Here is a 24,603-nt window from a genome sequence, read left to right as displayed (position 1 = left end):
ACGCATCGCTAAAGCCGTGTTTGCGGCCGATCTCCTTGATCGGCATGCCGGCCTCGGCCTGGCGCAGAAAGCCAATGATCTGCTCTTCGCTGAATTTGCTTGTTCTCATGTCCATCATTCTCCGGGTTGATGGACTTCTTGGAAACTTGGCTGGTACGGTTTATGGGGGGCAGGTCATATACTACGAATTTTCTGGACATTTCGGCAATGCGCGTTTACCGTGTGAACATAATGAAACCAACATGCTAAATGGCTTTGCAGGGCCCGCTGCCTATTCAACTACAACATATATCAAAAAAATAAATACGGCTAGCAGCACGTGATATCTAAAAAGATGCTGGAATTTTGGATGAAGTTCCCAGCGAATTATTTTTCCGATAATTGTTCCCTCAGGCAGCAGCCCGTATAAATATACACCAACCCTGGCTTGAAAAAAGGTTTCCCAAATTACGAGAGCAAAGCCAACAAGGAGACCTGATATAGAAATTATTAAATTAGCCCGCAAAATTGATGAGGCCTTAAACTCAACAATACCAAAAAATGCAAAGTACGCCACTAATCCAAAAGCCACAATCGCCCGCCATCTTCCGACGTGCCACAAGATCGACAAAGAAGCAAAATAGATTAGTACTACTAAAATCTTAGCCAAAAGAAAAAAGAACCAAAAATTCTTTAGATACACTATAGCAGAGGCTGCAATGGTAAATGTTAACACTGGCAAAACAGTCATACATAAAAATATTGATAGCACATGAAGCCCTTGATCCATGCTTGTTTCTGATAATGTTTCAGCGTATGAGTATTTTCCCCATGCAATACAACTCCGCATTGCATTGAACGCAATCCATATTATCGCCGCATGAAATGACGCAGTGAGTATATAAAAGTATAAAGAGGATACATTTGCCTCAGATACAAGCGAGTCTAGCGAGGAGTTCAGGAGCGCATAAAAAGTGCCAATCGAATTTGCTAGAGACACGAGAAAAAATACAATACCAGCAATTCGATTTTTGCGAGTAAGGCCAAATGAAAGAAGCAGCATGGCAACAACCAAGGAGAAATTAATAAAATGATCCACTCCTTCCATAGACTCCCTAAAGACCAGATCATGGCCGAGTAAAATCTCAAATAAAGATACAATCAATGTAATAAAAGCCACAACACTGGATAAAAGCCAACCATTTCGAATTCGTTTTATCATCTTGACTTGCCGACCATCATCTAATTCCGATTTCTGCGCATCTCTATTAGCCTGGAACTCAGCTTGACTTGCAAGATCTTCACGCTCTTTCTTATCGCGCTCTGCCTCGCTGCGCGCTTTCTCAACTTCTCGTCTTTGCATCTCGTTGCGCTCACGCTCTTCATGGGCTATAAAGTTATCGTGGGCTGAGGATTGTGCCGCCTCTAGATCCGCATATCCCGGATAAACCACCCGCTCATCCATTCCACATTTAGGGCAAACCGGATTCCCCTCAATTCGCCCACAAGCAGATTCGTTGATCAGGCAGTTTTTGTTTTCAGCACTCATGGTTTTGTTCCATTAATCGGTTTTGCAGACGGCATCAGCATCGTACAGCTCCAAATCACCCCATGGCACGCCAATGCACACCGTGCTGCCATCGGCCCGCGTGAACGTCACCGGCGCTTCAGCCGCCAGATTGAAGATGTTCAGGGTCACGGGGTAGTAGCATTCCAGATAGGCCTCTGGCTTGACGCCATCCCCCAACGCGGCGCTTTGCACTGGCTGGGTGCAGCGCATCCGCCGCCCCCACAGCCCCAGGCTGATGAGGTCGCGCTCGGTGGTGGGGCGGTACTGGGCGACCCGTTCGTGCGGTGGCAGGCCACGCAGGCTCAGGGCCAGGCTTCGGCGGCGCTGTTGCCACAGCCGGTTGAGGTGTTGGGCGGCCTTGTCGGTCGCGTCCAGGTGGCTGTGGTCAGCCGTGTCTTCTTGCGGTACGGGCTCGCGCTCCAGCAGCAGTGTGCCGTCGTCGTCTAGCAGGCTCCAGCGCTCGCTGCCCGTGTCTTCCAGCACTTGCACCACAAAGTGATCGTTGGGCGCGTGGTCAATGCAGGCCCAAGGGCCGGTGAGCGATTTGCCGCTGGGGTCGATCACGTACCAGGCAGCGGCCTTTGCGCCACCTTCGGTCTGCGTGGCCACATCAGCAGCGGCGGCCGGCAGAGGCGCCTGCACGATGGCGCGTTTGCTGTTGAAGAAACCCGGCCACAGGTACTGCGGCGCAATGACCAATTGTCCGGTTTTGTCCATGTAGCCCCAGCGAAGCGTGTCAGGGTCTTGCACCGCCGCCAGGCCCCCGTGGAACATCAGCACGTTGGCCCAGCGGCAACCGCCCAGCCATTGGCCGTTGGCCTTCATGAAACCCACACGCGCAGGCCCCGGGCGCTCATCGTCGTCCATCACGGCCACGCACTCGCCGTCGTGCCCCAGCGCCCCGAGCAGGGCGCTGGTGCCGGAAGGGTTGATGCGCTGACCGGTGTGGCTGTCGATCACGTCGCAGCGGAACTGGGTGAAAGCATTGGGGGCCAGGGGCTCGGTGATGGGACCCACGGGCTCCCGCAGGGCCAGCAGCCGTTTGCCAGACAGCCCGCTGCGCAATGCCGCAAAGCGGCAAGGCACGAGCAGTTGCCCGTCAGGGCCCATCACACCCGCCAGCCCGGCCTCGTTCCACACCACCAGGGGTTGGCCCCAGCGCAGCTCCGCGGGCCAGTGGTCACGGGGTTGGGCCGGCTGCGTCAGTTGGTCGCCCTCCAACAGCAGCACCGCAACGCCGCCTTCGTGCAGGCAAATAAAGTGCTGCGTGGCGCATTCATAGGCTTCGGGTGTGTAGGCGGCCAGGCGCTTGAGTCGCCTGCGCAGCAGCCTATCCAGCGCTTCGTCTTGCAGCGCATGCGCCAGCGGCACGGCTTCGATGCGGGCGTTGATGTACGCCTCAAAACCCAGGCGGCTGACTTTGGGCCTGGGGCCAGCCACCTCGCCCACCACCATCTGGGCTTCTGACTGCGTCAGACACAGGTAGGCTGGGCGGTCGAAAGGCCCTTCCCAGTCGCGGCCGGCAAAGTGCACCACCCAGACCTGTACGCCTGCCAGGTCGGTGCTCGGTTCGGGCTTGGCACCCTCTTCTGGCTCAGTAAGGTGCCAGCGCAGGAATGCGGCGTAGCGGTTCAGGTCGGGGACAGGCATGTGGGGTGTTCATTTTGGTGAATGGGTTGTGTGAAGACGGAACAGCCTGCACGCTTGGCTCACGCGGGTACCGCACCGTCCCGGACGTCATCGCCTTCCGGCTCGTCCATTGCGTCGCTGGCCCTGCTGGTGTGGTTGGGGTTGAGGCGATACAGGTTGCGCAAGGCTTGGGCCTCGGACGAGTCGTCCACCTGGAACGCTGACACCGCCTCTGCCCACCAGCGCTTGACATTGCCCACCGCAGTGCCCATTTGCGCTGCAATCGCTTTCCACTGCTCGTCGCCCTCGCCACTCATCCACACGCGCAGCAAGGCGGCGTGATTGGCCGTGAGCTTGAGCGTCTTCATGCCCTGCTTCTTGCTGCGCGGCCCGTAAGGCACCAACACCACGGAACCCGGCATCAGCTTCAGGTAGTCGTGCAGGTGTTTTTTGGTCTGCTTGAGCAGCAGGTAGCCGGTGGCCGAGCGACGCTCAGACGGCAAGAACTCGTTGCCCTCGTCGTCCACCACGTCCACATACACGCGGGGCAGAAAGGGGCTGGCTTTGGCCTTGGTGATGCGCTGCTCATCGGTCAGCAGGGGCGGTTCGTCCGCCTCGTCGGTGTCGGGGTTTGCTGCGGTTTCGTCTGGCGAACCTTCTCCTTCGTCCTCGGATTTCTTGGGCAAACGGCCCAGCAATTTGCGCAGGTCGTCAATGCGCAAGCTGTTGAGCTTGAGCCGCACAAAAGCCGTCAACTCGCCTTCGGTATTGCCTTTGAACTTCAGCACGCCCAGGGTCGATGGATCCGAAAAATGCGCCATACCGGCAGAGGCCAGGTCATCCGCGTCCGTCAGATTGAACCCTCCCGGTTTGCCCCGCATGACGTTGCGCGCCTGATGCTGCACCAGCGGCCACAACGCCAGCGTCAGGGCCTGCATATGTACATCGCCTGGTACGTCGCCCGCTTGCACATGGGTGCGGGCTTGGACCACCAGATCCAGCAAGGGTTTGAGTGAGTCGGTCATGGATGGTGCTCCTTTGCTTTCAGTGGGGGGCCTTTTCCGGCAACAGAGTGGCAAGCAGCCAAGCCACAAGGGGTAAGCCGTTGCTCATGAAACGGACCTGGCGAGTCGAAACCCGGAGAAGTTGATCCGGTCGTCTGGGGAGAGCCAGCCGCGCACAGCGGCCCGCAGGTACTCCGGCTGGTAGTACCAGCCCCCCCCCCGTAGCATTCGACTTCCACAATCACCGCTTACCCATGCAGTTCCGCTGCCAGGAGCGCCGTTGTAGCCGCTGTTTCTGCAATCTTGTACCCACTCCCACACGTTGCCGTGCATGTCGTGCACGTCCCAGCTATTGGCTTCGTAGCTGCCGACAGCTACCGTCTTTTCTAGGGAATTGCCCTTGCGGCTTCCGTTGTAGGTGTAGTTGCCATCAAAGTTGGCCTGGCTGAGTTCAATTTTGTCGCTGCATGCCCCCCCCACGTTGAACGCCGTGGTGCACCCAGACCGGGCTGCGTATTCCCACTCGGCTTCTGACGGCAGGCGGTAGCTCATGCCCGTCTTGCGGTTAAGCCAGGGTATGTACTGCTCCGTGATGTCGTTCCAGCTCACATTGATCACTGGCCGGTCGCCCCTGCCCCAGCCTTCGTCACCCGGGCGGTGACTGCAGCCCCCATCGGCCACGCACGCGTCCCACTGCGCAAAGGTCACCTCGGTCTTGCCCAGCTCAAAAGCCGCCACCTGAACTGTGTGCTGTGGCCCTTCGTCAATGACTCGCTCAGGCTCACTCGCCGGGCTGCCCATGATGAAAGTGCCTGCGGGTATGAGTACCATTTCAGGCTCGAAGGGTTGCTGAGCTGCTTGCGCCGCATCCTGAGATGCCCCACCCAATATGCGTTCCGCCGTTGAAGGCGTATCCGTTTTGGCGACCATGCGACCGAATTCCTCAATGCGTCGCTGGTCTTGTTCTCTCTGAAACTTGAAATAGACGCTCACACCCAACAGCGCCACCACCATCGGCACCCAGGCCCAATTGAAACCGCCGCTGTTGGCGGGTTGCGGTGACGGGGCTTGGGGTGGCACCGCTGGTGGCACAGAAGTTGGTGGCTGAAAGGGGGGCGTGGCCGTCGAGACTTCAATGGCGGCTTTTTCATCTTGCCGGACCTGTTGCTCCAGCCCCTTGGCATCCGTCTCCCAATAGCGCGCCAGCCCTGCCGTCTGTGCAGACTCGCGGTCAGCCTGGCCCGGGTACACCACCCGCTCATCCATGCCGCACTTAGGGCATACAGGGTCGCCCGCGACACGGCCGCAGGCGCTTTGATCAATAAGGCAAGAGGTCGTCATGATGCGGCGCGCTCGGGCATGTCAGGGGGTCTTAGAAGTGGGGAAAGGCCATCGAGCTTCGTTTGCAAATCGCTTGTGCCAGGTGAAGCAGCCCCACATGCTCATGAAATAGAAGTAGCCGAACACAGCACCCTGAATCAAGGGGCGCGGGGACTCGTAGTCCAAGGACATCGTGATCTTGGAAAACAGGAAGTACGCAAACAGCGCAGCGGCGGCCCATCGGTTCTTGCGGTAGACCCCAAACGCCAATGCCACTACCAGCACCACGTCGATCAGCATGTACCAGTGCTCGTCCGCCGAAGCGTCGATGTCCAAGGGATTGATGTCCATGGCGGGCCCCACCACACCAAAAAACAGCGTCATCAACGCGCTGATACCGGCAAAAATCCAGCCGTTGCGAATGCGTTTGAGCGTCTTATCTCGCAGGGCGCCTTCCTCCGAGTCTTCGACTGACGTGATTTCGGGCTCCTCAGCCGTGGAGGTCGCGGAAGGTTCACTGGTAGGGAACGGCCAGGCCGCTCGCGGGTTGAGCTTTTCTGCCGTGGTGGGATTGGGTGGCGCTTGTTCAAGAGCCACCGGATCCGTCACCTTAGCACTTTCCCTGGTTGCTTGCGCTGCTTCCAGTTGTCGGGCGTGGGCTTCCCAGTAACGTGCCCTTCCCGCCGTCTGCGCGGCTTCGCGGTCCGCCTCACTCGGGTACACCACCCGCTCGTCCATGCCGCATTTGGGGCACACAGGGTTGCCCTGGATTCGCTCGCAGGCACTTTGGTTAATCAGGCATGACTCCACCGCTGGTCCTCCTCTTGCTTATCGCGTTCGATTCAAAGATCTGGTTTTCCGTTGCTTTGCAGCAAAGACCATAATCCTCCAACGACCAAAAAACAGACCACTGTCACGCCAATGCGCATCCAAGAATCCTCAACACCCAGCACCGCGTTGGCAGCGACTGAGACAGCGCCTGCAGTGAGGATTCTGGGTAGTTCGAATCCCCCCTCTTGGATGGGAGGCTCTGGCGCCGGTCCTAATTCGGCGCTTGAATTCAGTTCTGGCTCTATCGCGACGCGGCGTTCCGGTTTGGCTACGGATCGGTCCTTTGTTGGGAACGGCCACGCTGCCGCAGGGTTGAGCTTTGTGACTCCATCTGGAAGCCCTGACGAAGGCTCCATTTGCTTAAGGTTCTGGTTGAGAATGTTGGTCAACTCAAACATGGACACTTGCGGCTTATTGAACAACTTGCGAAATTTGGAATCAGCATTGATCATGCGTTTATTGATCGAGTCTTGAAGCTTGTTCTTCTTGATATACGCCCATACCTTTTTTGTCGCCTCAGTTCGGCCCAACGGTTCAGCTCCAACAATGGCAGCCAAATCTGGACTGGGAACCAGCAATCCCAGAAACTCCGAATCCATTTCATTGGCATCGCCTTCCGGCTCCTGTTCGCCGCCAGCATTCACCACAACTTGGGCATACTGAGCTTCCAGTTGCCGAGCATGGTTCTCCCAGTATCTCGCCTTGGCAGCGGTGATCGCTCCTTCGAGGTCAGACTGTCCGGGGTAGACCAATCGTTCATCCATGCCGCACTTGGGGCAGACTGGGCTGCCCTCGATTCGCCCGCAAGCTTCTTGGTTGATCAGGCAGTGTTGGTTTTGACTCATTGCAGGACTGAAGACGGATGGGGCTTGAAAATCGACTCACGCGCTACACAAAGTACCTAGCGCTCCTCGTAAACCCGCTCGTACAGCGGATCCAACAGCTTCTTGTGCCTCGTGAGCTCGGCTCGGACTTCAGGCGTCAGCACCAGGCGAGCCATGGAAAGACCGGAGGTGCTGCTGTCTTTGTGCTGCAGTTGCACCAGGCGCCGAATCTGCTGCGCCGTGGCGTGTTCCACGTTGTCCAATACCAGGGCCAGCAACACCATGCTGCCCAGGTGCTCCACCAGCGTGGTATCCAGCGATGTGACTCCCGGCAAGTACAGGCGCTTGAGCTGGAGTTTTGCAAGCGCCTGTGCGTTGGCTTCGGTCAGCGATGCAATCGCGCCCAAGGAAAGCCCGTCGCGCGCTTCGCTGGCCAGGGCTTTCCAATGGTCGGGGGCTCCTTCTTTCGGTGGAAACCATGCGCCCAGGGACAAGGACCCCCGGTAGGCAGCGAGCGCCTGTAATGCCGCAGGGCTGGGGTGCTGCCAGCCGTCCAGGTGCAAGGTCCCAAGCTTCTTGTCGCCGTCGCCCTGCCGCTGCGTCAGCCAGGTGGCCTGCTCAGTGTTGATTTCTTTCAGGCCATTGAGCAGGAGGTCGCCCTGCACCTGCGCCAGCAAGTAGGCATCGTGCGCATTGATGCGAGTCAACCCGCCCAGGCTAAGGCCAGGTTGCGTGCTGCCCCGGGGGGTTGTTCTTCGACGCACCAGCGGCACCAGGCTCCCGCCAAGGTTTTGCAGAGCGTCCAGCCGAATGAGGCCCGTGTGCGCTTCAAGCGCTGTGACCACCGCTCGCGTCAGTTGCCGCAGACCGGAAAGATCAAGAGCGCCCTTGTGGGCGGAAATCACCTGCGCGGTGTCAGCGTCCAGCTCGGTCAAGCCGCTGAGCTGGAGTTCACTTTCCGGGTCAGTCTCGCTGAGCAGGCGCTTCGCTCCCGATGCATCCAGCCAGCGCAAGGTCAATGGTGGTTGCTCTGGGCTGCTCAAAGTGCCGTAGCTCTCGGGCACGCGCCAGGCGGCTGTGCGCCACGCTTCTGCGCTTTTGGGGTTGCGCTGCGCCATCGCCACAAAGGGGCTGATGAGCCACTGCGCGTGCTGCAGCACTTGCGGGTCGTGCCAGTGGTGACTGACCCAGGCCAGAAAGGCCGCAAAGTTTGGGAACTGCGCGCTCTGTTGCGCCAGCACAGGGTCGGGGTGGGGGTTGACGATCAGCGTGTCGGTGGACATGTCTTTGTGCTGCCTTGTCGATGTCACCCGGCCAGCGAACTGGAGTCGGGCTTGCGGTTGGTTTTGACGCTTTGAAGTGCGGCCTGCACAGCCTCGATCACCGCGCTGCGCGCGATCAGTTCGGTGGGTGACTCACCGTCGTCGTTGACTTGCACTACACGGCGACAGTAGGCGTCCAGCGACAAGTCGTCGGCCAGCACCAGTGTGGCCAGGCGGATGTCGGCGATGCCGCCGCTTTCCGTGACCATGAGCAAAAGTGTCATGGCATTACGGGTCGAACGAAACAAGGCCGCCTCGCTGGGCGTTTCGCCGTTGGCATCCACCACGTTGATGGCCTGACGATGCATTTGCAGGCTCTGAGCCTGCAAGCTCGGTCCCAGCGCCTGTTGCTGCAGCGCGGCGAAAAACTGATGGGCGCTGCCGTTCCCCAGCGACAGGCGCTCGTTGGCGGCGCTGACGGCTTTGGCGCGCAAAGCCAGCAAGGTTTGTGAAGCCTCCGGGCGTTCTTTGAAATACCGCTCCAGGCTGTGCGCGTCGGCCCGGTCACGCTGTGCAATGCGCGGGCGCTCGGCGCTGACTTGCATGCGCTGCCCTTTCCAGCGTTCACCGCCCAACTGCACCAGACGCTCTTGCTCCTGAGGTGCTAATGTGGACACCGATTGCAGCGCTTCCAGCACCACCAGCTCGGCGGCCTGCCGCCCCCAGCGGCGGAACCACCTGGCCAGCGCCAGGCCTTGGTCGATAGTGTCGTGCGTGGTGCCGTCCGCTGCACTGGCCAACAAGCCCTGGGCCCAGTGGCGCGATGCGTCCAGCAACATCGGGCTGCCCCCATAGCCCATGAGCATCAGGGCTACGCTGTTGGGCGGGACATTATGCGCATCGGCAGACAAGCCGTGCGCCCAGGCCCGCAACAGGTCGGTCACTTGTTGAGGTTTGAGCGCGAACTCGGTTTGTGGGCCGCTTTCTGTTTGGAACAAAGGCGCCAGTGTTTCATCCCACTTGCTCAGCCAGTTGATGCGCTGTTGCAGCAAGACGGGCCAAAGCCCCGTGTTCGCAGAGGCCAAGGCACTGGCATCCTGCGCGGAGGTGAGCAGGTGCTGCACCGTAGAGGCTGGAATAGCAAGGGTGTCTGGTTTCATCGTTCAGTCCCTGGGTGCTCACTTGCCGGATTTGCCCTTGAGCTTGGAGGGCTGTCGACTAGCCATGAAGGCTTTGAACGCTTCGTCGTAGGGTGCTTCGACCACGGGGTCGTGCACCAACAGCACGTCGGCCAGCTGCTTGAGTTGGTTGATGGGGTAAGCCCGGATCTCTTGTGACTGCAGGTTCTGGAAATGAACAAGGATCTGCGCTTCGCCCGACACATCGTCTTCGTCAGGGCGAACTGAAAAGCCCAGCGTCCACTTGGTGTCCTTGTTCTGCCAGCCCGGCACCAGATTGCTCAGATTGGTTGTCTTGCCGGTGCCGTTGAGCTTGGCGGCGTCCAGTGGAATCCGCCTGGGCATCACTTTTGGGTTGCCTGTCTCGCTGTAGCCCAGATTGAGAACCCCGCCACCTCCAGAGAGCTGGATGACATCGCCCGTAGCGCTTTGCGCCCAGCAGGGATTGACGAGTTGAGGGTAAGGGGTGTTGCGCTCGATGATCTGGAAATACCGCCAACCCCACCCCGTTGTCAGATTCGCCTGCGCCCAAAATCCGATCTGGAAATCTGTCTTGCTGTCGTCTATATCCAGCAGTTGGGCCGACACGAGCGCCGCGCCCATGGCAATGGCAAATTGCCGGTCTTCCTTGCGGTTGAGCGAAAGGCGTGCGTCGCTTTGGTCCTCAATGTCTTCGCTGATGCCCATGCGCCGTCGCACTGCATGTTCCACAAAGGCCAGGTTACTAAAGCCGCCCGCCAGCACGGCCATGAGCTCCGGCGACTGGGGCAACGCCGGGTAGGCGGCAAACACTTCGTCCATGGCCTCTTCCAGCGCCGCCGCGTTCACAGTCTGGAAGGCCTTCTCACAATCTTCAGGATAGACCTTGATGCGCTGGAAGTTGAACGACTGCTCTTCGCCGTCGCCTTTGACCACCCACTCGTTGAGAGAGGTGCGCACGGTGGACTGGCGCTTTGCCCGCTCCAGCTCGTTGAGGTAGTAGGCGGTGTCCTCGGCGCTAAGTGTGCTGTTCTTCTTGTCCAGCATGTGCTTGAGCAAGGCACGGTCATAAGCCACCCCCGCAGCGCCCAGCGCGAAGTCCAGCGGCTTGCCTTTGCCGCTGTTTTCCAGGGTGGACAGCTCGATCATGCCTTTGTCGTTCCAGGCCACCTCCGCCAGGGTGAGGTCCAGCGTGCCGCCCCCGTAATCCACCACCAGCATCTTGCCCACAAAGGGTTTGTTGTGTTTGCGAAGGTATTCGTGTGCAAAGTAGCCCGCCGCGGCTTCGGGTTCGCTTTTCACTTCAATGCGGGCTTGAACGCCCGGCGGATTCAAGACCTGACACGCCGCCTTGATGGCGCCCACCAGCTTGTGGCGCGCGCTGCCGGTGTTGCCATCGAGTTGCTGCCCCAACCCGCGCCAGACAAGCGGCATGGTGACCACCACTTTTTCGAGCTTGCTGGCGGCCTGGTCTTGCTTGAACGCACTGAGCAGATCGGTGAAAAAGTCTTTGGCCACCTCGCTGGGCTTTCGCTGGCGATAAGGCTCGTACTCAGGATGGGCCGCAACAAACTCTTCGAGCTTTGGGGTGTCCTCCAGAGCCAGCAGCATCTTGAAATGCTGATACACCCAGTAGTCTTCGTCACCCACCCGGTCCCGGGCCGCCGCGCCATAGGTGCGCTTGCCCGACTTCTTGTGATAGGCCACCGCACTGGGAACCGACCCCGTATCGACCGGGCGATAGACCTCGATATAGCCATCCTCCAGTGGCTGCTTGCGTTCGTTGACGTAACACACTGTGGTGTAAGTAGTGCCCAGGTCGATGCCGATTTTGCTCATGGTGGTGGTGGTGTTGAATCAAAGATCGAAAGGAACAATAGGTCAAAACGCTGGGGGGCAAGCCCCCAAGACCCCCAAGGGGTAAAGCAACCAAGCCGCAAGGGGCAAGCCGGTTCTCACGAAACGGTCCTGGCAAGCCGGAACCCAATGTAGACGCCCCGGTCGCCGAGGGTGTACCCGCTGAGATAAGCAGACCGCAAGAACTTCGGGTAGCCGCTCCACGGACCGCCCCGGATCACGCGGCGACTGCTGCCACTCTCCCAAGCTCTGCCGTCTGTTGGGGCACCACGGTAGCTCTCCTCAAACCCGTCTTGCACCCACTCCAACACGTTGCCGTGCATGTCGTATAAGCCCCAGCCGTTGGCCGGGTAGATGCCCACCGGCGTGGTCTTGTCTGACTTGCGTCCCGCTGTGGGGGCACCTTCATAGGTGTAGCTGGCGTCGTAGTTGGCCCGGTCTTCGCTCATCAATCCGTCGGGCGTGCTGTACAGGCCCTTCGTTCCCGCTCTACACGCATATTCCCACTCGGCTTCGCTGGGCAGGCGGAACCTGCCCGGGTCGTCCATCGCGATGCCCAGCTTCTCGTTCAGCCATGTCACGTACTCCTGAGCATGCTGCCAACTCACGTCGATCACCGGCCTCCTGCCTCGGCCCCAGCCTTGGTCCTCTGGTTTGTGCTGCGTGCCGCCGTCGGCCACGCACGTGTCCCACTCATCAAACGTCACTGGGTATCGGCCCATGGCCAGCCCGTACCCTATCGTCACCTCATGTTGCGGACCTTCATCGTCTGACCGCCCCGGCTCCCCCGCCGGGCTGCCCATCAAGAACCGCCCGCGGGGCAGTACCAACATCTCCGGCGACCACGGCGCGTCTCGGAAGACTTGGCCGTCGACGAATGCTACATACGAGGCAATCAATGAACCCTCGCTCACCTTGTCGCCGATCTTGACATGCAATGAATGAATGGTGCCGGAGCGCGAAGCGGGAATCTCCATGCTTGCCTTATCGCTCTCCACCGAGATCAAAGACTGCTCCCGTTTAACGTGTTCACCGGGTTTGACCAACAGTTCGATGACCGCGAGGTCAGTGAAGTCGCCAATGTCGGGCACCCGACATTCAATGCCCGCGCCCGTGACCTCGGGTGTAGATGTCGACCTGCTCTCCAGCGATGCCAACTGCGCGGCAAGGAGTGCTGCGTGCGCTTTCCAGTAGCGCCCTTCGGCCCGCTCCTGCGCCGCTTCGCGGTCGGCTTCACCCGGGTACACCACCCGCTCGTCCATCCCGCATTTGGGGCAAACAGGGTTGCTAGCTTCTCGCTTGCAGGCTTCTTGGTTGATCAAGCAGTGAATCAAATTGGTCACGAGGGTGGTAGTAGCTGTTATGGGCGACATCCACATGAAACCAGCCGTTGCTTGAGTGTCTATCCGCGCGATCAGTTGATCGGCAGTGACAGTCCCGCCATCGCCCACCAAGATTGAAGACAGCACGCCCGATACTGGCGCCGGAACTTCCAGAACCACTTTGTCCGTTTCAAACTCGATCAGGATTTCATCCATCGCGACACGCATACCAATTCTTTTCTTCCACTGCAGCAAGGTGGCTTCTGCCACTGACCCAGAAAGTTGCGGAACTTTGACTTCTACGATGGCCATCTTTGGCTTACCTTCTTGAAAATCTTTACAGAGAACAGGCTCGCAGACTCAGTTGCCTCGAATGTCAGGAGCTCCTGCCAAGGGAATGTGTCTGACCAGCCGCAGGGTGATGAAGGGGCTACGGTGGTCGGCGGGGTAATCGTCCACCGGGTCGGCGCCTGGTTGAGAGCCAGCCTGCGCAGCGCAGCCACCACGCACCTGGGCCCAGCCACCGCTCACAGGCGCTGCGGACCATTGCCACAAGTGGTGCCGCAGGCCGGCAATGCCTTGGGCGTTCGGCGCCCAGCGGTTCACAGGTGCACTCGCCACGTCGATGTTCTGCCCATGGGGCGGCGCGTCGTGGTCGCTGGCCATGAGCAGGGCCCATTCGGCCGGGGTGGGCAGCCTGAATTGGGCAAGTTCGCTCGACGCGTAGGCGCCGCTGAGGTGATTGATGGTGTCCAGGTAGGCCAAGCAGTCCGCGTGGCTGACGCGGGTGATGGCGCAGTCGAGCATGGTCTCGGGCAGCTCGCCCGGCTTGCCCAGCGGGCCGGGACGGAGCAGGTCTGGGTTGTGCTGGCTGGCGGCGTGCCACTGGCGCCAGGTCACCGGTGTGGCCGCCACGACAAACTGCCAGCCGGTAGGAGAGGCCACACGCAATGGCTTCATGGCTGGCAGCGGCAGGTCGGGGATGTATATGGCCCACTGTGGCGCGGGCACTGGCTTGCGGTTTTTGCCCAGCGGCATCTCTGCGGCTGCAGGCTTGTCGGGCTGCTTTGGGTCCGGGCTCAGCTTTGGCGTTGGCATGACACCACTGTTCGAGTCGAATGTGGACTTGAGCAGCAGAAATCCGTTCGGACACCCCGTGCCCCGGCCGCTTGCTTCGATCAGCAACCTCTCGATGGACTGCACGATGGACAAGTGGGGGCGGTGGGGAGGCTTTTCGGCGCGCAGACCGAACTGCATGAGGTGTTCAGGCAGCTCATTGACCATCTCATCGATGCCCTTCACAGCCTGAGCCGTGCGGATGGTGCGGCCTTCCAAGTGCTGGGCGTGGCCCACCCCGTCGCGGATATCGGCCAACATGCGTCCTAGCTGGTAGAGGTCTTCACGCCAGTCCAGGCGCCTAAACGCATCAAGGGGCGACACATCCAGAGGCTGCCACCACTGCGGGTCCAGGTATACGTCTACCCAGAACTCGCCCGCTTTCAGCAGCTTTTTGGCGCCTGCCTCTACATCACGCAAAATGCCCTGAAGATGCCCTGATATGCGTACCCCCTGCCCTTCATGCTGGATGGGCAGGGTGGTCTTTGGCGGCCTGCGGGTATCTACCGAGTAACCGAAATCAATGAGGGTGATGTTGTCCCACTGGGGCACCAGTCTCGCCCTGTCGGCCTCGGTGTCCAGCATCCACATCGGTAGAGTGATGTTGCCTGGGTGGAGGTCGCAGTGAACGAACTGACAGGCGTGCAGACGATCCAGCGCGAGCAGGATGCGTTGCGCCAAGCGCAAAAAAGACTCAGGCTGAACAAAACAGTGCCGCTGAGGGCGCCCGCTCAGGACGACGGTCGTGCGCAACCAGTCGTCCAGCGTGGGGCCGCAGTCGAACGTCTTGATGGTGGTGCTGGCGGGCTGGGCCAGCTTCGTGCCCTGCTGCTCAAAGCTGGCGCGCCGGTAGGTATTGCTTACTCCCGCGTCGGACAGCTGCATCAGCCATTCAATTTCGGCGCTGTTGAAGGCCCTAAGATCGAATTTTTCATTGGCGATGTAGCGTTTGCCCCAGACGGCCCGTTGCCGTTCGGCATCCCAATCGCGCCAGAACTCGATGGCACCCTCGGCTTTGGTCTGCTTGGGAATCGGCTTATGTGGATCCAGCAGACGAATCAACTCCTCCCAGGAGATGTTTTCTTTACACATTTTTTCCCTCGAAACCAGTGTAATTCAATGTGGGGTTTTCCGCGCCAAGAGCACCGAGATATCGTCGTCGCTGCCGTTTTCGCGAGCAAGGAGTGCTAAGCGCCGGGCAAGGTCACCTAGGGTGGGGGTAGCGGGTGTGGTTTGTGTGAGCAAGCCCGTGGAATCGCCCAGCCACTCGTGCAATCCGTCGGAACTGAGCATCAGCATTTCACCTGCACACAAAGTGAATGGCGCCAGTTCGGGTGTACCCATCAGACCCGCACCCACCATGCGGGCGGGTGCATGGAGTTGTTCGAGCAAGGGCGGTGACTCACCCAGGTTGGCGTAGCTTTGGTCAGCCATGAGGGGCTGCCAGCTGCCAGCCCCGAGCCGCAAGATGCTCAGACGGGCATCGCCGACACGGCTGATCCAGCCTCGACCCGATCCGTCGAGCCAGGCCGCGGCCAGCGTGGCAGCGCCAGGCATGGTGGTGAGGGTGGCCAGGGACTTGTTGACTGCGGCGTCGGCCAGACAGAGCCCCGCCAGCAGGCGGGTCGGGCCTATGGCGCCATCTGCAGGGTGCGGCAAACCCAGGCAGTGCTGCACCAGCGCGTGACTCGCGACCTCTCCGCGTGCGCCACCGCCCACGCCGTCAGCCAGGATGAGTTTGAGTGCCTTTACAGCGGGTTCATGGGGGGCAATGCCAGCACTGGCACCGGACCAGGCGATGCCCATGCTGTCTTCGCACAGGCGATGGCGCTTGCCGACAACTTGCGCCCAACCGATTTCCCAACCTCCGCGCTGCAACTCCCCAGTGTTGAGCATGAGTTGCCCATGCAGGCTTTGAGGGGCATCTTGCAAAGGAGGAAAGACCCATTGCCGGGCTGCCGGCGCGTCTTCTTGTGACCTGCGTTGCGTTTTGGATTGCATACCAGACATCAACGCAGGTTTGCCATACGGTGTTTCAATGGCCATGTCAAACGGCCTTGATGGTGATGCGAACCGTACCTACGCCGCTGCTCCCACCGAGCAGAATGATGTCGCCGGGCGCCATGGCCTTGAGCATGAACCGCTCAGGCAGCGCAATGCCTTGGTGGTAAGAGCCGTTGCGTGCGAACCCGTGGTTGATGAAATAGAAGTTGCTGGTCTCGGCATGAAACTGGTTGAGTTCCAGGTGTTCGCGGGAGACCAACAGGGCTTTGTTGTCGTCGGTGGGGTCGGCCAGGCTGATGCCGTGCCGGAAGCGCCCCGTGCTGGTGTGTTCGCGGCCGATGACGAAGGGCAGCATGTCCGCCGTGATGGCAACGGTGGTTTCCTGATCCTGCCCCGAGTATTGGATGCGCAGCTGCGCGATCTGGCGGGAGCTGGGTTTGGTCAGCGGGGTGTCTTTGCCGGACGCTGGCTTAACCCGGGGCGGGCCAAGCGGCGTTTCGATGCTTTGGCGAGCCGGAAACGCTGGTACAACGGGCGGTACCTGCGTGATGGCCGTCGGTTCAGCCTCGGGCTGGCGTACGAGCACGGCGCTGATCACTTCGGGCTCATTGTCAACCGCCCGTGCATCGCTCGCAGCAGCGGGTACCGGCGCAGCGACCCGGTCGGGTACCGCTTCGGACTTCAGAGGCTTGGGATCGACCGAGGTGTAGTTACCCGAAAAAACAAACTTGACTTCGGCGCTGTCGCGGCTCCAGGCCGCAATCAGGCGGATCGTGTTGCCGTCGACCACAACCGGTTCGACATCGAGGCTAAGACCGAAAAAGCCGTCGTCGATCACGAGTTGGTCTTGGGCTCCGGGAGCGGCCATGACTAGGATGCGGGTCATGCGGTTGCGCACGTCGATCGGCAACTTTTCGAGCACCTGCAGAAACGAGGACTTGTTCAGTGGGACATACATCTGGATACCGGTGATACGGTACTTGGTGCGCTGGTCGAGGCCGTAGAGGGGATAGACGTACTGCTCGCAGAAAAGGCGCGTGGCGTCGGTGATGGCGTCCTTAAAAGCTTCCAGTGGCGAGCGGGCGCTTTGGTCGACCCAGACCGGCAGGGTCTCCGGCTCGGCAAAAGTCGACTCGGGGGGCATCTGGGTGTTGGGGAGCACGCTCTGGCCCGAGTCGGCCTCTGCACGCTGGTGCTCGGTGGGCGCGCCAAAGATCCAGTCGACCAAACGCTGCGTCCAGCCTTTTTGGGGGTATTGGGAGAAGTTCACGATATCCTTTCAGAGGGGATTAAGTTTCGGTACTGGTCAGACGGACTAGGCAGCGCAAACGACTCACAAGCTTGAGCGGAAAAGCTCAACGGTAAGGCGGTGCTCGACTCGGCCGAAAGGCAGCGAGGTGCTGTGTGGTGAGTAGCCGACGGTGTATTCAACATGCAGGCTCCGCATCCAGCGGCACAGGTCGTGGGTAAAGTGCGCGGCGTCACTTGCGTGCAGACGGCGGAGCAGGCGCGGGTCGAGGGCAATGCCGATGCGGGTGCGGACTTGGCCAGGCTGCGAGGCCGAAAGAACGCCGGCGGGGGAATGCCATGCATCGGCCAGCACGCTTTGCACGGCGTGTTGCAGCGCCTCTACGCTTTGGGCGTCGATTTGGCGGCGCAGGCTGAAAATTTCAGGGCTTCGATGCATGGATGTTCCCCTGTTTGGCAATTTTGTTTTGCGCCTGTTCGACGAGGCTGCGGGCCATACGCAAGCCCAGTTCGGCGGCAACGTTGCCGCCGCGGTCGAGCGGCGTGTCGATCAAGCCCGTCTGAGCGTTCCAGTTGCGTTCGGCCAGCACGACAACGGCCGTCTTCCAGCGGATCTGACCGTTTTCGCGTTGTCCAAGCAGGTAAGCGAACCACTTGGTGGGAGGCACCACGCAACGCGCCAAATCGTGACGGCGGGACACCGTGTCAGGCCGGTCTCTGATGCGGTCGCAAGCCTGTTTGCGAGCCGTGTAGGTCATGGCGTCGTGCGGGAACAAGGGGGTACCAGTCTTGCCAGCCACCACCCATTGGCCGGAGTTATTGCAGTTCAGCGAAGCGTCGGCCGTGATCGACTTGAGGCAGGAGACATGCGCCGTGCCCCCGGACTTAAGCGGCTCCTGCAGGGCTTCGAGCAGCTGCCGGGCGTGCTGCATGGAAACAGCCGAAGAACCTACATCGGTGGCAACGGCACCATCTTGAAGCAACGACAAATGGAGTTGCGTGGGTCGGGGCTGCGCTTCAGCAGCTTGAGCGAGGGTCAATAGTGCCTGGGCCACACCAGCCGGAGAGGTGCGCGCATTGCCCTGGCCGAACAGCTCTGCGATGTTAGCCACCAGGCCTTCACCACGGCATCCGCGCCAGCGATTCGGATACCCTTTCGAGTAGCAGGCTTCTGCGGCTTCCGCGGTGAAGGTCTTGCCACCGGGCGGGTAGAGATCAAGCAACGAACGGCTCTGAGTGGATGGGTCTGTCATCAGGCGCAGTCGGGCCACAGGCAGACTGGCATAAGCGGCTCCCCCAAAGAGATCCATGCTTCGACAACTGCCCTCCCCTACTGGGCAAGCCGCGCTGCCGCCGAGGTCTCGTGTGGCCTGAACCAAGGACAGCAGACGTCTTTGAGTGCAGGCGCTGTTGAACCCCTTGTCAGCACACAGAAAGTTGTCGATGAAGCGATCGGTCAAACTTTCACGGATAGCCTTCTTGAAGGTCACCGCATCCTGAGCCAAGGGCGCCGAGGTCCGGAGCAAGGCCAACGAGGCTTGCAGCTTGCAAAGCGATCCGCACATGGCCTCGCCGTGCAAGGCCTGATTAACCACCATCCATGGGCGGACCGCAGGGGGTTGTGGCAACAGCAAGCAGCCATCACGCGATTTACCTTGGTGATGTGCCTCGAAACATGGGGTGTGTCCAGATGCGGCGGCTTGCACCTTTCCTGTCGGCACATCCACCACCAGCACCGATGCCATGCGGGCACGGGCGCCCTCCAGCATGGGCCCACCTTGCGTTTGCGCCGCCGATAGGCGTTCACACGGACCGACATAGCAGTCGATGATGCCTTGAGCTGCGGCCTGGGTGCGCAGATCTACCGACAGTTTCACGCTGTCGCCTTGGCCAATGCGAGTCTTGATCGGTTCGCGATGAACCAGCAGATCACCCAGTGCCAAATTCAGACCGACTGCACCCGCCCATGGTGGAGTAGTTGCGGTGCTGGCAACCGCCTGAGGAGTCACGTGCCAGTAGTAGGCCATTTGCTTGGACGCATCTTTCCGAACCAAGCTCGTCGCCACCCCAAGAGCCTCTTCCAGGGCAGGTGAAGAGCGCATCAGTTGTGCGGCGACATCTGGAGTTGGGGAGCAAGGACCGACGTTCTGGGTGCCAGCCTGACCGTCTGTAGTCTCGCCGGTGAAATGCACGCAGCCGTTGAGACGGTAAGGGTTACTCACGCCGATCAAGGACGACGAGGGCTTTCCGAGAAGGCGCAGGGCCTGCTCCTTCGGTCGGCCGATGGCCCACTTGGCGGCAGCCAAAGCGGACTCGGACTCGGCGCATGAGACTGCGAAGGACAAGAGTTCTCGATCAACATGTCGTGAAAGACGACCAAGATAAAACTCCAGGGAGGCTGCTGACACATGACAGGTCAGATCGGTAATGGTCACGGGCACGGGAGCGTCATCGGTCCCACCGGCACTGCCCCCACCGGACTCGACGACACGAGCACGGATCTCCTCCAACCCGTCGAGCACGATCTGGGGCGTCAAGCGGTCTTGAACCGGCTGGCTGTTTGCCAGACGCCATCCCCAGGTAAGCGCTACAAAGCAAACCATCCCCGCCACCGTGGCCAAAAAGTAACGCCTCAAGGGTTGAGAAAGCCAACCGCTGGCCTGCACTTCAGCACGCAGTCCGCCCAGCGCAAAGCCCAGCCACACGGCTGAAGACAACAGCGCAGCCGTTCCCAGACCCAGGAACGGCTGGGTCACCCCTGACAACGGAATGAGCCCGACATTCCCGGCGACGCTGACCAGGACCTGGCCCATGAGCATGGTTGCGCCTAGCACAACAATCCAGGCATGCAGGCGGGCACTGTTCTGCTCGAGCCCGCTGCTCCTGTGTTGACGAGACGCAGCCCATACCGTGATCGCCAGGAGCGAGAGGGTCAACACAACCAGCAGCACCGCCACAGCAACGCCCCAAACGGCAGCAGTAGCGGTGTAAACGTAGTCACTGCCAAATTGAACCGGGACACCGCTGCTCTTGGTACAAGCAGCGAGCCCGACCAGCGCTTTTGCCCCGCACCACGGCACCCCACCCAAACCGAAGCCTTGGGAACCCGCCGCGTCGAGGATCCAGACAATCTGACTCGCGTAATCCAGACGAGACGTGAAGGGAGATTTCAAGGCCTCGTCACGCAGCACGAGCCGCTCGGGTGCCCAGCTTTGTGCTGGAAGCCAATCGGTCAGCAAAAATCTTACCGCGATCGCCATACACAACCACGTCAAGCTGAAGATCAGGACCTTCGTGAATACGTGAGACCCGGATTCGCGAGACGCGAGCACCACCAGAAGAAGCGGTACAAACGCAACAGCGATCGCGAGAAACGGCCCCAGATCCTTGGTGATCACCAACACTGCCAGGCATCCGGTGAAGATGACGAGCACCATTGCGCCGGCCTTCGAAGTCAACCCCGAGCGACCGTTCCACTCGAAGTGGCGCGCCATCAACCAAGCCGCGGACAGTGCACATAACAGTCGAACCGCTTCGGAACTGAGGTGGGGATAGCCCCTCTGTGCGCCGATACGCAGTTCAGAACCGACAATCACCAGCAGGATAAGGGTCAAAAAATAAAGAGCAAACAGCACCCGAGGCCCCCTGCGACGCTCCAACAATGCAGTGAAACTCACCAGCACGACTAAAAAGTGCTGCGCGCCCCACGCAACAACAGGCAAAACCAGCAAGGCTGCTGCCCACACGGCATCCAGCTGGCGAAGACCGATATAGCTCAGGCTGACGGGCCCTCGCGCGGCCAGATCGGACAACCAGAGGACGCCTTGCCCCACCAGCAGCATCCAGAGGGACCATGTCAGAAAGACGGTGACCCACGGAACTGCTGAAGTCTGCTGATGAGCCGCGTTTGGGGCATTAGAACGGAAGCGAAACCAAAGGGCTGTGAGGCCCGCCAAAGCGGCGCCCATCAACCAGCAGTGCAGCCGAATGCCATACGTCTGCGAGGCCGCCGCAGCCAGCAAGGACAGACCGATGATCGACCAGAAACCCCAGGACTCGCCGCGATGGCGCAATGCGATCACGAGGGCAACAGAACCCAGAATCGTCCAAGCCAACAACGTGTAGGGCAGTGCATTGAAATGCCCCAAGGCCCGAAGGCCGTCAGGGATAAGCCAGGGCAACTCCCCTGCCTCGACGCGCAAAGCGTACCGAGCCAAACCGTGCTTCCCCATGTCGATCTGTGCGACGGGTATGGCCTGGGTCGCCAACACCCACCAAACGATCGCAACCAGAACGACGGTGGTCGTCATCGAAACATTACGAACGAAGCCCTCGCGCATACCGCACCTCCAGCATCCATACCAATGACTGAAAGACGGAAGGGCTGGCGGGAATGACTCACGCAAGAGTGCTTCGAAGGCACCCTGCTTATTGGTCGCTACCAATCAACGTCGCGTGACTTTGGAAGTACGTCGCAAAGTGTGCTGCCAACCCCGAATACGCATCCAGGCCTCAAGCGCATCAACATCGACCCAAAGTCGACGCCCACGGCGCCCATCTGGGCCGATGCGCGTGGCCCAATTCCAGTTGCCCCTGGATGTCTGAGAGTAGATTGTTGATAGCGCAAGTGGCAGTGAATCCTGGACCCGGTGCAGCTCGACCAATAGCCTCGCGCTCATTTGACACCCCGCTCGACCAAATCTTGAATCGCATGGCTGCGCCATCTGATGGCGCGATGCCCCATAAGAAGCGGTTGGGGGTAGATCCCTTTTCTTACCCCCCTGTAAAGCGTCGAACGTGAAACGCGAAGGAGGTCCATGACCTCCGCGGTGGTAAGGAGGAGCCGGTCTGCCTGAAACGAAGAAACGCGCCTTTTCATTGGATGCCTTACCCAGACAAAGTCTGGAATAGGACTGGCTCGCCACCTACACGTTCCCGCGCGTAGATGCGACAAATTTCCCTGCCTGCGTAGAGGGAACAAAGTACGGCCCTATCCGCGCGACGCGCAGAAGATATCGGGGCGAGATGTCACTGCCTGTGCCAAGCACAAAAGCAAATGGCGGGACGGGATCCCTGGGTGGGGAATGTTGAGCAGCGCCAGTTGCTGTTCAACATTAGCGGCACGGGATTGCTACAAATCCTGCGCCAAAGATAAGGCGGCAATGCAGCCGCAGCCGGGCGAGCGTTATCGCAAACGGCAAGCAAATTGTGGGCTCGATCGCTGGGACATGTAAAGATGTGTTGCGCATCCCGACCCATCAGAAGGGTGCCCATCTCGTTCAGCGTGGGGTAAAAAATTTCAGCCCTTATGGGGATGGCCGTTTTACCCCACTGCTTTACCCCACGCGGGGTGAAACTTCCTGACACATCCAGAGACACTCTGCGCCGAAAAAAAAGCCCGCTTCTCGAGTGAAAAGCGGGCTTATGATGTCCAACCCCGAGGGGAAGTTTGGATGTTATTGGTAGGCGCAATTGGACTCGAACCAACGACCCCCACCATGTCAAGGTGGTGCTCTAACCAGCTGAGCTATGCGCCTGAGTCGAAGCCAGCGAGTATAGCAGCGTTGTTTTGAAGGCCCGCAGCCCCGCTGCCGGGGCTCCCGCGTGGTCGATAATCAGGGCAAATGGCCTAGAGACCGACCAGCCGTTAGGCAAATAGCGGCCGCTCCACGGCCAAAAGCCAGGGCCCAAATCCCAAACCTATTTCAAGCCGCAGGTGCTCACAGCACCGGTTCACACAAGGAGTTGCTCATGGAAATTGCAAACAAGGTATTCATCGTCACCGGTGGCGCATCCGGGCTGGGAGAAGGCACAGCGCGCATGCTGGCCGACAACGGCGGCAAGGTGGTAGTTGCCGACATGCAAGCCGAGAAAGGTCAGGCTGTGGCCGATGCCATTGGTGGCGCATTCGTGCGCTGCGATGTCAGCAGCGAGGCGGACGGCCAAGCCGTGGTGGCGCGGGCGGTGTCCATGGGCAAGCTCATGGGACTGGTCAACTGCGCAGGCATCGCGCCGGCAGAGAAGACGGTCGGCAAGAATGGCGCGCACCAGCTCGATGCCTTTGTTCGCTGTATCAACGTCAACCTCATTGGCAGCTTCAACATGATCCGCTTGGCAGCGCAGGCCATGTCCCAGAACGCGCCGGAACCCACGGGTGAGCGCGGTGTCTTGATCTCCACTGCATCGGTCGCCGCCTACGACGGACAAATGGGGCAGGCTGCGTACAGCGCATCCAAAGGCGGCATTGTGGGCATGACCTTGCCCATTGCCCGCGATCTGGCGCGCAACGGCATTCGCAACATGACAATTGCGCCCGGCATTTTCGGCACGCCGATGCTGTTTGGCATGCCACAAGAGGTGCAAGACGCGCTGGCCGCGAGTGTGCCCTTCCCCTCTCGCTTGGGCACGCCGCAGGATTACGCCAAGCTGGCCAAGCACATTATCGAAAACGACATGCTCAATGGCGAGGTGATCCGGCTCGACGGCGCCATCCGGCTGGCGCCGCGCTAGCCCGTCGTACGCCAGGCCGCTTTTCCTTGCGGCCTAAGTCCTGTGTCGGTTCTGGTAACTTCCTTCGCGTTCCAGCTACTTACACACCAAAGCCGTCGTCGGCGGCAATGACGGCGCCGTTGATGAAGTGGCTTTGGTCCGAGCACAGCGTGACCAGCAGCACATCCAAATCTTTGGCGTGCCCGACCCGCTTGCGCGGCAGCATCTGCACCAGCTTCTGACCGGCCTCGGTTTGCCAGTGGTGGTGGTTGATTTCGGTGTCGATGTAGCCGGGGCAAATCGCATTGACATTGATTCCGTGCTTGCCCCACTCCAGGGCCATGGCTTTGGTCATTTGAATCACCGCGGCCTTGCTCATGCAGTACACCCCGATTTGCGGCAGCACCCGCAAGCCCGCCATCGAAGCGATGTTGACAATGCGCCCGCCGGTGTAGTTCCCCGGTGCCGCCCCTTTGGCGCGGGCCAGCATGCGCCGCCCCACCTCTTGCGCCACAAAAAAAGCACCCTTGACGTTGGTGTTGAACATGAAGTCGTAGTCCTCGGGCGCAATATCTTGCAGACGCTGGGTGGTACTCACGCCCGAGTTGTTCACCAAAATGTCGATGGAGCCGACTTCGGTCTCGGCATGCGCCACCGCCGATTTGATGGAGTCGTGATTGGTCACGTCGAGCTCCACCACATGGGCGTCCCCTCCCTCGCCTTCAATCTGCGCGCGCAACTCCTTAAGCTTGTCCACCCGGCGGCTGGCCAACACCACGGCCGCGCCTGCCGCTGCCAAGGTGCGCGCAAACTGTGCACCCAGTCCACTGCTGGCTCCTGTGACCAGTGCGACGCGTCCCGATAAATCGATGCTGTATGCCATTGAAGCGATCTCCCTAAAAACCATGCCCACCACGCGAACGTCGGGTGACGTTCCGGGAATAAAATCCGCGCCACAAGCGCCGCCCGGATGCTTCGATTATCGAATGAG

At 60.0% G+C, this 24,603-nt stretch carries 19 protein-coding genes and 1 tRNA gene; 1 reads left to right on the top strand and 19 read right to left on the bottom strand.

Features of this window, described 5'->3' with window-relative positions; genetic code table 11:
* The 18 genes from ACILRC_RS04935 to ACILRC_RS04850 all read right to left on the bottom strand — a co-directional run.
* A partial coding sequence (locus ACILRC_RS04935; RefSeq protein ID WP_395668245.1) for a transposase occupies positions 1-109 on the bottom strand: 109 nt, incomplete at its 3' end.
* A 162-nt stretch (positions 110-271) separates the two neighbouring features.
* On the bottom strand, positions 272-1,528 hold the full coding sequence (locus ACILRC_RS04930; protein ID WP_395668240.1) for a hypothetical protein: 1,257 nt from the start codon (positions 1,526-1,528) through the stop codon (positions 272-274).
* A gap of 12 nt (positions 1,529-1,540) precedes the next feature.
* Positions 1,541-3,199: a WG repeat-containing protein gene (locus tag ACILRC_RS04925; protein WP_395668239.1), complete on the bottom strand. Its 1,659-nt coding sequence runs from the start codon at positions 3,197-3,199 to the stop codon at positions 1,541-1,543.
* 59 nt (positions 3,200-3,258) lie between these two features.
* Positions 3,259-4,203, bottom strand: coding sequence for a hypothetical protein (locus ACILRC_RS04920; protein ID WP_395668238.1), 945 nt, complete (start codon positions 4,201-4,203; stop codon positions 3,259-3,261).
* An 84-nt stretch (positions 4,204-4,287) separates the two neighbouring features.
* Entirely contained in the window at positions 4,288-5,448 is a 1,161-nt protein-coding gene (locus tag ACILRC_RS04915; protein ID WP_395668237.1) for a formylglycine-generating enzyme family protein, read from the bottom strand.
* A 96-nt stretch (positions 5,449-5,544) separates the two neighbouring features.
* Positions 5,545-6,312, bottom strand: a complete 768-nt coding sequence (locus ACILRC_RS04910; protein ID WP_395668236.1) for a hypothetical protein — start codon at positions 6,310-6,312, stop codon at positions 5,545-5,547.
* Positions 6,313-6,344: 32 nt separating this feature from the next.
* Complete coding sequence (locus ACILRC_RS04905; protein WP_395668235.1) at positions 6,345-7,097, bottom strand: SWIB/MDM2 domain-containing protein; 753 nt, start codon at positions 7,095-7,097, stop codon at positions 6,345-6,347.
* 137 nt (positions 7,098-7,234) lie between these two features.
* Positions 7,235-8,440, bottom strand: a complete 1,206-nt coding sequence (locus ACILRC_RS04900; protein WP_395668234.1) for a hypothetical protein — start codon at positions 8,438-8,440, stop codon at positions 7,235-7,237.
* A 23-nt stretch (positions 8,441-8,463) separates the two neighbouring features.
* Positions 8,464-9,579 (bottom strand): hypothetical protein, encoded by a 1,116-nt coding sequence (locus ACILRC_RS04895; RefSeq protein WP_395668233.1) that lies wholly within the window; start codon positions 9,577-9,579, stop codon positions 8,464-8,466.
* An 18-nt stretch (positions 9,580-9,597) separates the two neighbouring features.
* Positions 9,598-11,415 carry an Hsp70 family protein gene (locus ACILRC_RS04890; RefSeq protein ID WP_395668232.1) on the bottom strand — a complete coding sequence of 606 codons (1,818 nt, stop codon included), beginning with the start codon at positions 11,413-11,415 and terminating at the stop codon, positions 9,598-9,600.
* A 116-nt stretch (positions 11,416-11,531) separates the two neighbouring features.
* Positions 11,532-13,067 (bottom strand): SUMF1/EgtB/PvdO family nonheme iron enzyme, encoded by a 1,536-nt coding sequence (locus ACILRC_RS04885; RefSeq protein WP_395668231.1) that lies wholly within the window; start codon positions 13,065-13,067, stop codon positions 11,532-11,534.
* Positions 13,068-13,115: 48 nt separating this feature from the next.
* Positions 13,116-14,963 (bottom strand): hypothetical protein, encoded by a 1,848-nt coding sequence (locus tag ACILRC_RS04880; protein ID WP_395668230.1) that lies wholly within the window; start codon positions 14,961-14,963, stop codon positions 13,116-13,118.
* Positions 14,964-14,987: 24 nt separating this feature from the next.
* Positions 14,988-15,917 carry a PP2C family protein-serine/threonine phosphatase gene (locus ACILRC_RS04875; RefSeq protein WP_395668229.1) on the bottom strand — a complete coding sequence of 310 codons (930 nt, stop codon included), beginning with the start codon at positions 15,915-15,917 and terminating at the stop codon, positions 14,988-14,990.
* 1 nt (position 15,918) lies between these two features.
* Positions 15,919-17,145, bottom strand: coding sequence for a hypothetical protein (locus ACILRC_RS04870; RefSeq protein WP_395668228.1), 1,227 nt, complete (start codon positions 17,143-17,145; stop codon positions 15,919-15,921).
* A gap of 63 nt (positions 17,146-17,208) precedes the next feature.
* The gene (locus ACILRC_RS04865) at positions 17,209-17,562 is read right to left on the bottom strand and encodes a hypothetical protein (protein ID WP_395668227.1); all 354 of its coding nucleotides are present in this window, start codon (positions 17,560-17,562) and stop codon (positions 17,209-17,211) included.
* Positions 17,546-21,463: a hypothetical protein gene (locus ACILRC_RS04860; RefSeq protein WP_395668226.1), complete on the bottom strand. Its 3,918-nt coding sequence runs from the start codon at positions 21,461-21,463 to the stop codon at positions 17,546-17,548. The genes ACILRC_RS04865 and ACILRC_RS04860 overlap by 17 nt, the downstream gene beginning before the upstream one ends.
* A 335-nt stretch (positions 21,464-21,798) precedes the next feature.
* Complete coding sequence (locus tag ACILRC_RS04855) at positions 21,799-22,002, bottom strand: helix-turn-helix transcriptional regulator (protein WP_395668225.1); 204 nt, start codon at positions 22,000-22,002, stop codon at positions 21,799-21,801.
* 581 nt (positions 22,003-22,583) lie between these two features.
* Positions 22,584-22,660 (bottom strand) — tRNA-Val (locus tag ACILRC_RS04850).
* A gap of 214 nt (positions 22,661-22,874) precedes the next feature.
* On the opposite strand from ACILRC_RS04850, the gene ACILRC_RS04845 reads away from it, so the two are divergent.
* A complete protein-coding gene (locus ACILRC_RS04845) occupies positions 22,875-23,633 on the top strand; it encodes a 3-hydroxyacyl-CoA dehydrogenase (RefSeq protein ID WP_395668224.1) in 759 nt (252 codons plus the stop codon).
* 79 nt (positions 23,634-23,712) lie between these two features.
* Here the strand turns inward: ACILRC_RS04845 and ACILRC_RS04840 are convergent, their stop codons facing one another.
* Positions 23,713-24,495: an SDR family oxidoreductase gene (locus tag ACILRC_RS04840; RefSeq protein ID WP_395668223.1), complete on the bottom strand. Its 783-nt coding sequence runs from the start codon at positions 24,493-24,495 to the stop codon at positions 23,713-23,715.
* Between the last annotated feature and the right edge of the window lie 108 nt (positions 24,496-24,603).

The sequence above is a fragment of the Rhodoferax sp. genome, assembly GCF_044236835.1.
Classification (GTDB): Bacteria; Pseudomonadota; Gammaproteobacteria; order Burkholderiales; family Burkholderiaceae_C; genus Allorhodoferax.
This window is presented reverse-complemented; position numbering and strand designations above follow the sequence as displayed.